8 protein-coding genes are annotated in these 11,657 nt (G+C 38.5%); all 8 read left to right on the top strand.

Features of this window, described 5'->3' with window-relative positions; all coding sequences use genetic code 11:
* The first annotated feature begins 37 nt into the window (after nt 1–37).
* The 8 genes from AABJ51_RS12085 (at nt 38) to fusA (ending at nt 11,594) form a co-directional block, all read left to right on the top strand.
* Nucleotides 38–475 (top strand): DUF8785 domain-containing protein, encoded by a 438-nt coding sequence (locus AABJ51_RS12085; protein ID WP_051290765.1) that lies wholly within the window; start codon nt 38–40, stop codon nt 473–475.
* 74 nt (nt 476–549) lie between these two features.
* Nucleotides 550–2,316 (top strand): ABC transporter ATP-binding protein, encoded by a 1,767-nt coding sequence (locus AABJ51_RS12080; protein ID WP_338372745.1) that lies wholly within the window; start codon nt 550–552, stop codon nt 2,314–2,316.
* Between the two features lie 184 nt (nt 2,317–2,500).
* Nucleotides 2,501–3,475 carry a hypothetical protein gene (locus tag AABJ51_RS12075; protein ID WP_338372744.1) on the top strand — a complete coding sequence of 325 codons (975 nt, stop codon included), beginning with the start codon at nt 2,501–2,503 and terminating at the stop codon, nt 3,473–3,475.
* Nucleotides 3,476–4,111: 636 nt separating this feature from the next.
* Nucleotides 4,112–7,627, top strand: coding sequence for a T9SS type A sorting domain-containing protein (locus tag AABJ51_RS12070; RefSeq protein ID WP_338372743.1), 3,516 nt, complete (start codon nt 4,112–4,114; stop codon nt 7,625–7,627).
* A 47-nt stretch (nt 7,628–7,674) separates the two neighbouring features.
* Nucleotides 7,675–8,019 (top strand): hypothetical protein, encoded by a 345-nt coding sequence (locus AABJ51_RS12065; RefSeq protein WP_026626964.1) that lies wholly within the window; start codon nt 7,675–7,677, stop codon nt 8,017–8,019.
* Nucleotides 8,020–8,396: 377 nt separating this feature from the next.
* Nucleotides 8,397–8,816 carry a 30S ribosomal protein S12 gene (gene rpsL, locus AABJ51_RS12060; RefSeq protein WP_026626965.1) on the top strand — a complete coding sequence of 140 codons (420 nt, stop codon included), beginning with the start codon at nt 8,397–8,399 and terminating at the stop codon, nt 8,814–8,816.
* 157 nt (nt 8,817–8,973) lie between these two features.
* Entirely contained in the window at nt 8,974–9,450 is a 477-nt protein-coding gene (gene rpsG / locus AABJ51_RS12055; protein WP_026626966.1) for a 30S ribosomal protein S7, read from the top strand.
* A 20-nt stretch (nt 9,451–9,470) separates the two neighbouring features.
* Nucleotides 9,471–11,594, top strand: coding sequence for an elongation factor G (gene fusA, locus AABJ51_RS12050; protein WP_026626967.1), 2,124 nt, complete (start codon nt 9,471–9,473; stop codon nt 11,592–11,594).
* The last annotated feature ends 63 nt before the right edge of the window (nt 11,595–11,657 follow it).

Below are 11,657 nucleotides of genomic sequence, written 5' to 3'. Positions count from 1 at the left end.
TTGATATAGTTTGATGTTTTAACAAAAAAACAACAATATGGGAGTTCAAACTAAATCGTGGAAAAAGTTTTTTCTAAAATTTATATTAGTCGTATTTGTTCTGGGTATCGGGTTTCTCGGTATTTATTTCTACTATCCGTACGGAGCAAGCAGTGTGAAAGCTGGTCAGTTGAATTATGTGATGTATAAGGGATTTATCTTTAAAACTTACGAGGGTAAACTTATTCAGACAGGAATAAAAACTGCGGCAACCGGAGGTGTTCAATCAAACGAATTCGAGTTTTCGGTAGAAAATAAAGAATTAGCTGAGAAGTTGATGAATATGGCAGGCAAAAATGTGAAACTTCATTATAAAGAATATTTTGGGGCTCTGCCCTGGCGCGGTTATACCCGGTTTATAGTGGATAGCATTGTTGAGGTCGAGGAATCTAAACCTCAGGAAATTGTAGACCCCAATTTGTTTATAAATAATTGATGTGAAATAAATCGTAATATTATAGGATTAGCAGATTCCGCCGCTGATCCTTTTTTTTATATCTTCGTTGTATAATGGCGCATGGTAATACTTTCAAACAAATAGAAAAGCCTAAAGACGGCTCTAAAACATTTTTTCGTTTGATGACATATCTTTCGGAAGAGCGTTCTTTGCTGGTTGTTATCGGACTGTTGATCGTGGTCAGTATTCTGGCAAATCTGGCGGGTTCTTATTTGCTGCGACCCATAATTAATGATTATATCTTGCCGGGCAATGTCAGGGGGCTCATTAATATGCTGATTGTACTTGCTGCTGTATATCTGAGTGGAGTTTTGGCAGTTTATATACAATACCGCCTGTTAAATGTTATAGGGCAGCGTACAGTGGCTCGCATCCGTGTCGATTTGTTTCGGAAAATGGAGATTCTTCCTGTCAAGTATTTTGATGTAAATCAGCATGGCGATCTGATGAGCCGATATACAAATGATGTGGATAAAATCAGTGAGGTGTTGACTGATAGCTTGTCTGATCTTTTATCCAGTGCATTAACTCTTATCGGAATCATTTGTTTAATGATATATATCAGTCCTATACTTACACTGGTCACTTTTATTACTATTCCGTTAATGTTTCTGGCTGCAAGGCTTATTGTGAAGCAAAGCCGAAAATATTTTAAGGCGCAGCAAGATACGCTCGGTCAGGTAAATGGCTATATCGAAGAGATGATTAGTGGGCAGAAGGTTATAAAAGTATTCGGTCATGAGGCTAAAGTGGTGGATGGTTTTGAGGAACTTAATCAGGACTTGAAATCGAAATCTGAGAAAGCCCAGCTTTATTCAGGGATGATGATGCCTGTTATGCAGAATCTGAATACTCTCAATTATGTAATAATTACGATAGTTGGAGCTCTTCTTGCAATTTATCGGGGCTTTGATGTTGGTGGCTTAGCGGCTTTCTTGCAATACTCCCGTCAATTTGGAAGGCCTATAAATGAATTGGCAAGTCTTTATAATAATATTCAGGCAGCTATTGCCGGAGCTGAACGTATTTTTCATGTGATAGATGAACCTTCCGAGCCTGAAGATAAGGATGGAGCAGTGGTGCTGACTGATGTTAAAGGTGAGGTGAAGATGCAGAATGTATATTTTGGGTATAAACCCGAAAAATTAATACTTAAAGGTGTGTCTCTACATGCTCGTCCGGGCGAGACTATTGCATTGGTTGGAACGACGGGGGCCGGTAAAACAACTATATTAAATATGTTTCCCCGATTTTTTGATATTAAATCCGGTCTTATTTCTATTGATGGGATACCCTTGCAGGATATCAAGCGAAGCAGTCTGAGGTCTTCCATGGCTATCGTTTTGCAAGATACCCATCTTTTTACGGGAACGGTGAAAGAAAATATTCGTTTTGGACGTTTAGCGGCAACGGATGAAGAGGTGGTTGATGCTGCAAAATTAACGGCAGCCCATTCTTTTATTAAGCGTTTACCTAAAGGATACGATACTCTTCTTGAAAATGATGGAGCGAATCTGAGTCAAGGGCAACGGCAATTGCTTAATATTGCGAGAGCGGCTGTAACAAACCCCTCGATTCTTTTGCTGGATGAAGCGACCAGTAATATTGATACACGTAGCGAATTGTTGATACAGAAAGGCCTGGCTCGATTAATGGCTGGCCGCACAAGCTTTATTATAGCCCATAGGCTATCGACTGTCCGTAATGCCAATAAGATATTGGTGATGGAGCATGGGCAGATTATTGAAGAAGGCACTCATGACGAACTGCTGGGGCGTAGAGGGAAGTATTATTCGTTATATGTGGAGCAATTTGAATAAAAAATCTTAACATATATTTCTATACTTGTATAATTGAAATTATTTGCTGACCTTTGCATCTGATTGATTCCTACCTTTATATAACAGATATTTTTGACTTTTAACATTACACAATGTCTAAGCTTAACAACTAGACGGGCTGTTGTGTATGGTTTTTATGTGTATTAAAGACAAATGTTATATAATGAAAGAAAATAATAAATTACACGAACGACTTGTTGAAGCTATAAAAAAATCTATGTCTAATGGGGACACGTTGGTAAATGAATTGACAGATGTCTTATATATTGGAAAAGAAGCGGTTTACAGAAGGCTGAGAGGAGAGGTTGCCTTTACATTTGATGAAATAGCCACATTGTCCAGAAAATATGGTTTTTCTTTGGACTCTATTGTCGGCGTTAACAGCTATTCTCAGGCTGTTTTTGATTTGCGGATGTTTGATCCTGAATTTCAGGTTGATGATTATTGCTCCAAAACAACCAGTTATATTGAAAATCTGAAGAGAATCAATCAATCTTCGAATTCTATGGCTCGTTTTGCATTAAATGCATTGCCATTGCCTTTGCTGTTAACATATAATAAATTAACAAAGCTACGCCTTTATCGTTGGATGTATCAGTCCAAAAAATCTCTGCTTTATTATCCGTTTTCTGAATTTCAGATTCCCGATAAGATATTGGATCTGCATAAAGTTTACATAAAGGAAATGAATTTGATTCAAAAAACCTTAATGGTGCTCGATCATAATGTTTTTACATCTTTTATAAAAGAAATAGCATATTTCTTTAAGCTGAATTATCTTTCTAAGGATGATCTTGAAGAAATTAAAGCCGAATTACTGCTTTTTATAGACGATCTGGAAGAGGCTTCAATTTCGGGCAAATACAATGGTTTTAAAGATGTGAATATATATGTGTCTGAAATAGATTTAGATAGTACATATATTCATTATGAATGCAATGAATTCGAGATGGCCTTATTCCGTCTTTATTCGATGAATACAATCGAGTCTTGTAATGAAGAGGTATGTCGTATTCATAAGGAATGGATTGAGTCGTTTAAACGTTATTCTACTCTTATAACCCAAAGCGGGGAAAGACAGAGGCATATGTATATATCGAGTCAAAAGGAAGCTGTCAGAAATTTATTTGTTAATTAATCTATAATCGAAATATCAACAAATTATAATGATCGTTTTGCGGAAACAGACAAATTTTCCGGTGTTTATTGCAAAAATAGAGGCTATATTATACTGTATTACGTAAATAGAAATATAGAATACTAAAATAAATGATTTTTTATTGAGATTTATGAGAAAAACGAACGATCTTTGTTTGTGAAAGAAGAGTTAATATTTCTTCTTAAAATAAGCTAAATTTTGAATAAAAACATTCTTAAACTTTACAGGTATTACTGCAAAATACACTGTGCGATAAAAAGTAAATATTAGGTTTTATAAGGTGGATATCAATTGAACTAAATCAGGATGTTGAATGAAAAGTATTGGTTATGATTGAATAACTTGCGTGCGACGATAAGTAGATGCTCATTGCTTTATTAAGCATTTGGAGGGGAAGGATTGACTGTGGCGCATATTATGAAGAATCATCTGAGCGGTTTGATGTTTTCGTGAGGCTGGGATAATAATTTATCCTATAGGCTGTTTTATGCACTCTCGCATAATCGAAAATGTTAATTCGAATATGGAATTGTATTTCTATTGAATAATTATTAAGGCGGAAAAAATCTGCCTACGGAGGATCTTATGTCTTGTTTTTTGAATAAAAGAGAGTTTTTGAGGAGATTTTTAATATTTGTATTGGGGCTGCAGGCTTTGAGTGTGTCTGCTCAGATTTATGGGCCTGAACTTGTTGTGAATGGCAATTTCGGATCAATTTCCACACAAGGTAAAAATGGAGATAATTCTACCGGTACACATATATATCCGGGAGTGAGTGTATCTAATATCGGAACTTATTATCAACCTGCGTCAAGTATTTATAATGAGTCTGGCAATTTGTTGTCACTTACGTTAAATACAACAGCAACTGTGGGAAAACCGTTGGCTTCGGATCAGACTTCCTATACATGGGGGTTGTCTACTAATGGGCCTACGAAATATTATTTTCCTAAGAGAAATAATGGAGGGAAAAGCACCTATCAGGTTCCTCATGGGCCGAGCGATGGGTATTATATTATCGCTACTACGACAAGAGGAATGTATGGACCTCCGTCCTATAGTTATATGGACTGGCCTAAAACAGTATATGATAAATATGAAACTAATACGAATAGCCCGTCTAATTATTTTATGATAGTCAACGCCGACTACGATAAAACCAAACTCTTTTATCTTCAGAAAATATCTGTGCAGCCCGGACAGGCTTATAGAATGAGTGTGGATTTAGTTCGCTTGAATATGACCGGACAAATAACACCAAATGTTGCGTTTATTATTGATCCGGATAAAAGCCTGTTGACAACAGTCGCAGCTAAATCTTCGACAACACTTCCGACTCCAGGTGAATGGGTAAACACGTTTTTTGACTATGTTGCTCCATGTTCTGCAACTTCGGTGTATGTTGCTTTTCGAAACAATGAGAGTGGCGGTGGAGGAAATGACCTTGGGCTGGATAATCTGAGCATGAAAGCTATTATCCCCCAGATACAGGCAAATATAACTTCCACGGGAACGGGTTGTGCGGCGACTTTTACTCTTACAGGGTCAATTGTTGATGCGTTTAAAACCGGCTACACTTTTCAGTGGCAGAAAAAAACAGGAAACACATTTGTAAATATTTCAGGGAAGGTCGATCGAACTTTTTCTACAAATGATGCAGGAGTGTATCGTTTGGCGATTTATACCACGGCAACTTCGGGTTGTCCTATGTATTCGAATGAGATTGTATTGGTGAAACATGATGGATGTGTAGATGTCCCCAAACCTACAGCTGTAGATGATTATTACGTGGTGAAATCAGAGCAGGAGCTTCATGCTAATATTCTGACAAATGATTCGCCGAGTGAATTGAACGGAGCAATAACTGTTACCAGTTTTACCATTAACGGAACGACTTATGCTTCGGGAACTAACGCTCAGGTTTATAAAAATGGGGCTTTGGCGGGAGTGGTCTCAATTGATCAATCAGGAAATATAACGTTTAAATCTGTTCCGGGGTTAAGCCTTCCTCAGGTAATGCCGGACATAACATATAATATCTCGGAATCAGGAGCAGGTTATGCTCAGGCGGTTGTACATATCACTGTAGTTGCGGAGCCAACGGTTTTGATAGATGCATCATGTACAAAGTGCCCGATCAAAATAACAATGTCCGGCAGTTCTTTGCTGCCGGGACCTGCTTATTCTGTGTATAGGAACAATGTAAAAAAGGGAACCTTTGACGCTTCTTATCAGGCGGTATTCACGGAGGATGTTTCAGGGGAGTTGACGTATGTAATAAAAGATAATTTTGGTACAGAGATGAAAACTGTGGTGGCAAGTGTTCATCCTTCTGTTGCTGCATGGAAATCCGCGGTAACTGATGATGTATGGGCTAATGCGAATAACTGGCAGTCGTCTACCGGTGGAGGTTATCCAATCTGGTGTACTGATGTGACACTCCCCTCCGGTGCAAATATATATCCTACTCTGAAGAATGGAGATGCCTGTCGGGATATCACGTTTAAGTCTGGTGCGGCTGTGGGACAGGTTCAGTATCTATTGTATCGGAAAGCATATGTCGAGTTGTTGTTGGTGCGTAATCGTTGGTATATGCTGGGAGCTCCTCTCCGGTATATGTACTCAGCCGATTATCATGGAGATATGACATGGACAGATTCTATGTCACCGAAAATATTTATGATGTATTTTAATGTTAAGAGCAATGTGAATCCAGATGGACGTGTGGGTTATCGTATTAGTAGTTTTTCGGCTCCTTTTGCAAATTTAGAGGAAAGGGTCGGGCCTGAAAAAGGGTTTGCTCTTTGGGTGAATGGTAAAGATGAACAGTATTCTTATCCTGATCAGAATTTTTTAACAGGAACCCCATATAAGTTTCCTCGCCGTCTGCCTGATGGAAGTGATGTTACGTATAGTTATCATGATGCAAAAACCGGAGAGTGGCTTTATCCATCAGGGGTATTATCTCGGGGGGCCGTAGCGTCTATCCCTGATAGTTTGACTTGGGTTTCCAATCATAACAGCCTGACTCAGGCTCAGAAAGATAATAGATATCGTTTTGTCTTTGAGGATAATTATGTAAATGGGCAGATTACCGTAGCGATAAATGCGGCGGCTACTAATATTATCGGTAATCCATTTATGTCCTATTTGAATTTTGATAAATTTTATTCTGATAATAAAACAAAAATATATGGGTATTATAGAATTTGGGATGGTGTAAAATTTTATTCTTATATCAGTGATGGGGGAACGGAATCATGGTCGGGTTTAACGGGTTTGAGTACTGATATTTCTCCTTCTGCAACATCTCGTTATATAGCTCCGATGCAATCGTTCTTTGTTGAATCTAAGCCGGGTGCAGAATCTTTGCTGTTTAAACCCGAAAATGTAACTTCAGGTGGAGTTTCTACGGCGGCAGTGCTGCGATCTTCGTCACAGGATCTGTCGAATATTATTCGATTAAATCTTAAGCTCTCCAATGATGAGTCACAGGTGATTGTAGCCCTTCGTTCGGGAGCATCCGGAAGTTTCAAAAAAGGGGAGGATATCGAAAAACTTTTTGCTCCGGGAGATCAGCTCGCTGAATTGTATACGTTAACAACAGATCTCTCTCCGTCAGAAATTAATCTTATAGGTGTTGATGCTGAGTCTCAAGATGTGGAAATCGGGATAAAAACGATAAAAACAGGATTAGGTACCTTGAGTTTCTCAGGTATGGATAAAGTTGATTCTTACTCAAATATAAAATTAATAGATAAAGTATTAAACAAGGAGTATGACTTGAGAAAAGTTGAGTCCGTTTCTTTCGAGAAAAGTTCTACGGAAAATCTGGAAAAGCGTTTTTATTTGAGGGTTAGCGGAAAACCAACCTCGGGTATTGGAGAGGATATAATTTCATCGGAAAGCTCTATCTCTCTGAAAAAAGATGGAGATAAGTATCGTGTGGAGTCGACAGGAGATCTTATTCAGAATGTTTCTGTATATGATATGCTTGGGCGATTGATAGAAGAGAAAGCCAGAGTTGAGTCTTTAGATGTGGAAGTTGGAGGGCAGACTTTGGGAAAAGGTGTGTATTTGATAAAAGTAAGAACGGCTACGGCTGAGAGTACATTTAAGATAGCGATATGAATTGATAGACTATGGGGGAATTAATTTCCTGTAAATAAGTTATTTCTATGAAAATTATAGTGGAAGTTTTATGTATACTATTGGTATGCACCAGCCCTTTGTATGCTCAAAATATAGGGGATGACAATTATTATTCGTCCGGCAGTCCTTCAGGAAGTCAACTGCTTCCGTCGGAAGTTTATTACAATGAAAACATAGCAGTAAATGTTATTGCGTCAGCCAGTCCGTCTGCCGGAGAGAGTGGAGGGGGTTTTAATCCGAATGATGGGTGGGGTAATCCCGAATTGGGAGCTGTTGATTCTCCGATAGGAGATTATAAATATCCGTTAGCAACTTTCGTTATATTCTATATATTGTACACTCTCTATTTTAAAAACAGACGACACATCTGAACACTATTACACGATGGGTAGAAAATGTGGGCAATTGGGCTGGACGTAAAAGTCCGGCCCTTTGTTTTGCCTAAGATTTTATTGATTGTATCTTAAGGTAAGCTATAGTTTGATGTTTTTTACTGAACAGAGGTCTCTTATATATTGAATGAAGTGGTTATTAATGTTATGCATGATTTTTTTTATTAATATTTCGTTGTTGATACATTGTATATCTCATTGATTTATTGTATTTTTGCACCTCGATTTACTCTGTAATGATCAGTCTTCGTGTGTATTTCTTTGGAAATCATATGTTTGGCTGTGATTTATTGTCGTATATCGAAGTAGTTTAACCAAATAATAATTGAATTTTTTAAGTTCTAAAAATTAAAAAAATGCCTACAATTCAACAATTAGTAAGAAAAGGACGGGCTGTTTTGGTTGATAAGAGCAAGTCTCCTGCTTTGGATTCTTGTCCTCAAAGAAGAGGTGTTTGTGTGCGTGTGTATACAACCACTCCTAAAAAACCAAACTCAGCTATGCGTAAAGTAGCACGTGTGCGTTTAACAAACTCAAAAGAGGTGAATGCTTATATTCCTGGAGAAGGACATAATTTGCAAGAGCACTCAATTGTACTTGTTAGAGGTGGTCGTGTGAAAGACCTTCCTGGGGTACGTTATCACATTGTTCGCGGAACATTGGATACTGCCGGTGTGAATGGTCGTACTCAAAGACGTTCTAAATATGGAGCGAAACGTCCTAAAGCAGGAAAAGCAGCACCAGCGGCACCAGCTAAGGGAGGAAAGAAGAAATAATTCTTCGTTCCGATAATCAACATTTTTAATTAATTCAAGTATTAAAGTGTTTTTAAGTTTATTGGGTAGGCTACTATAGGTTGAGTAAATAGTTCAGCGGAACTGTTGAAGACGGGAAATTGGCAACCAAAAACAAGAACAAAATTTTTAACAAGCAATGAGAAAAGCAAAACCAAAGAAAAGACAGGTGCTTCCGGATCCTGTTTTCGGTGATGTAAAAGTTACGAAATTCGTAAATCACTTGATGTATGATGGTAAAAAAAGTACTTCATACACAATTTTCTATACAGCGTTGGAAGTGGTGAAAACTAAACTTCCTAACGAAGAAAAAAGCTCTCTTGAAATATGGAAAGCTGCTTTGGAAAATGTAACACCTCAGGTAGAAGTAAAATCTCGCCGTGTGGGTGGTGCTACATTCCAGGTTCCAACCGAAATTCGCCCTGATCGTAAAGAATCTATCTGCATGAAGAATCTTATTCTTTATTCTCGCAAAAGAGGCGGTAAAACAATGGCTGATAAATTAGCTGCCGAAATCGTTGACGCATTCAATAATCAAGGTGGTGCCTACAAACGTAAAGAAGATATGCACAGAATGGCAGAAGCTAACCGTGCATTTGCTCACTTCAGATTTTAATTAAGGAGATAATTTAAACAATGGCAAAAGTTACAGATGCTTTAAGACTTACCAGAAATATCGGTATCATGGCTCACATCGATGCCGGAAAGACTACGACCTCTGAGCGTATTCTTTTTTATACTGGTTTGACTCATAAAATAGGCGAGGTGCATGATGGTGCAGCTACCATGGACTGGATGGAACAAGAGCAAGAGCGTGGTATCACTATTACTTCGGCTGCTACAACCACTCAGTGGAGATATAATAATGAGATTTACAAAATCAACTTGATTGACACCCCCGGACACGTTGACTTTACTGTAGAGGTAGAGCGTTCTCTTCGTATCCTTGACGGTGCTATCGCTACATTTTGTGCGGTAGCCGGTGTTGAGCCTCAGTCTGAAACTGTATGGCGTCAAGCTGACAAATATAATGTACCTCGTATCGGTTATGTAAATAAAATGGACCGTTCGGGTGCTAATTTCTTCGAAGTAGTTCGTCAGGTAAGAGAAATGTTAGGTGCAAACCCTTGCCCTATTCAAATCCCTGTTGGTGCAGAAGAAACTTTTCGTGGTATCGTAGACTTGATCACTATGAAGGCTTATTTCTGGCATGACGAAACTATGGGTGCTGCTTATGAGATTGAAGAAATCCCTGCTGATGTCCTAGAAGAAGCTAAAGAGTGGAGAGCTAATTTGCTTGAGAAAGCTGCTGAATGTGATGAAGATTTGATGGAGAAATTCTTTGATGATCCCGAATCTATCACAGAAGAAGAATTGATCGCTGCTATCCGTAAAGGAACTTTGGCTATGCAGATCAACCCTATGTTATTGGGTTCTTCATTCAAAAACAAAGGTGTACAACCTTTATTGGATGCTGTTGCTAAATTCTTGCCAAGCCCTGTTGATACATTAGCTATCGAAGGTGTTGATCCAAGAAATGACAATACAGTAGTACGTCACCCAAGTCCGGATGAGCCTCTTTGTGCTCTTGCATTTAAGATCGCAACAGACCCATTCGTGGGACGTCTTTGTTTCTTCCGTGTGTATTCAGGAGAACTTCCTGCCGGTTCATACGTATACAATCCTCGTTCTGATAAAAAAGAACGTATTTCACGTTTGTTCCAGATGCACTCAAATAAACAAAACCCTAAAGATGTTATCTCTACAGGAGATATAGGTGCGGGTGTTGGTTTCAAAGATATTCGTACAGGAGATACTCTTTGCGATGAAAATAATCCTATCGTACTTGAGTCAATGGACTTCCCTGATCCTGTGATCGGAATTTCTATTGAACCTAAGACTCAAAAAGATATCGATAAACTTTCTAACGGTTTGGCTAAACTTGCAGAAGAAGATCCAACATTCCGTGTACATACCGATGAAGACTCAGGTCAAACTATCATCGAAGGTATGGGTGAGCTTCACTTGGAAATCATTATCGACCGTTTGAAACGTGAGTTTAAGGTAGAATGTAACCAAGGTCGTCCACAGGTGTCTTATAAAGAAGCGATTACTAATACAGTAGAGCTTCGCGAAGTTTATAAGAAACAATCAGGAGGTCGTGGTAAGTTTGCCGATATTATCGTGAAGGTAGGTCCTGCTGATGCTGGTTTCGAAGGAGATCTTCAATTTATTGATGAAGTAAAAGGTGGTAATATACCAAAAGAATTTATTCCTTCGGTTCAGAAAGGATTCCTTTCTTCAATGAAGAATGGTGTGCTTGCCGGCTTTGCTTTGGATAAACTGAAAGTAACTCTTGTGGATGGTTCTTTCCACCCGGTCGATTCAGACCAGTTGTCTTTCGAACTTTGTGCTCGCTTTGCATTTAAGAGTGCTTCCGAAAAAGCATCTCCCGTTCTTCTTGAGCCAATCATGAAACTTGAGGTTGTAACACCTGAGGAAAGTATGGGTGATGTGATTTCTGACTTGAACAAACGTCGTGGACAAGTTGAAGGTATGGAATCAAGCCGTTCAGGAGCTCGTATCGTGAAAGCTAAAGTTCCATTGGCTGAGATGTTCGGTTATGTGACTTCTTTAAGAACTATCACTTCAGGACGTGCAACTTCAGCGATGACTTTCTCTCATTACGAAGAAGTATCTTCTTCTATTGCGAAACAAGTATTGACTGAATGTCAAGGTCGTGTAGATCTTATCAAATAAAAAGAAAATGTATGCAGACTGTGATTAGTAAATGACTCTTAATCGCAGTTTGCATCATTATAT

It is taken from the genome of Indolivaga capnocytophagoides, from assembly GCF_036511535.1.
GTDB classification, from domain to species: Bacteria; Bacteroidota; Bacteroidia; order Bacteroidales; family Dysgonomonadaceae; genus Dysgonomonas_A; species Dysgonomonas_A capnocytophagoides.
The sequence above is the reverse complement of the archived record's forward strand: the minus strand, read 5'-3'. Positions and strand labels throughout refer to the sequence as shown.

What these genes read in the sequence shown, in the direction of transcription:
- AABJ51_RS12065 (WP_026626964.1), top strand. Translation starts at nt 7,675, where the DNA reads ATGAAAATTATAGTGGAAGTTTTATGTATACTATTGGTATGCACCAGC.
- rpsG (WP_026626966.1), top strand. Translation starts at nt 8,974, where the DNA reads ATGAGAAAAGCAAAACCAAAGAAAAGACAGGTGCTTCCGGATCCTGTT.
- AABJ51_RS12075 (WP_338372744.1), top strand. Translation starts at nt 2,501, where the DNA reads ATGAAAGAAAATAATAAATTACACGAACGACTTGTTGAAGCTATAAAA.
- rpsL (WP_026626965.1), top strand. Translation starts at nt 8,397, where the DNA reads ATGCCTACAATTCAACAATTAGTAAGAAAAGGACGGGCTGTTTTGGTT.
- fusA (WP_026626967.1), top strand. Translation starts at nt 9,471, where the DNA reads ATGGCAAAAGTTACAGATGCTTTAAGACTTACCAGAAATATCGGTATC.
- AABJ51_RS12080 (WP_338372745.1), top strand. Translation starts at nt 550, where the DNA reads ATGGCGCATGGTAATACTTTCAAACAAATAGAAAAGCCTAAAGACGGC.
- AABJ51_RS12085 (WP_051290765.1), top strand. Translation starts at nt 38, where the DNA reads ATGGGAGTTCAAACTAAATCGTGGAAAAAGTTTTTTCTAAAATTTATA.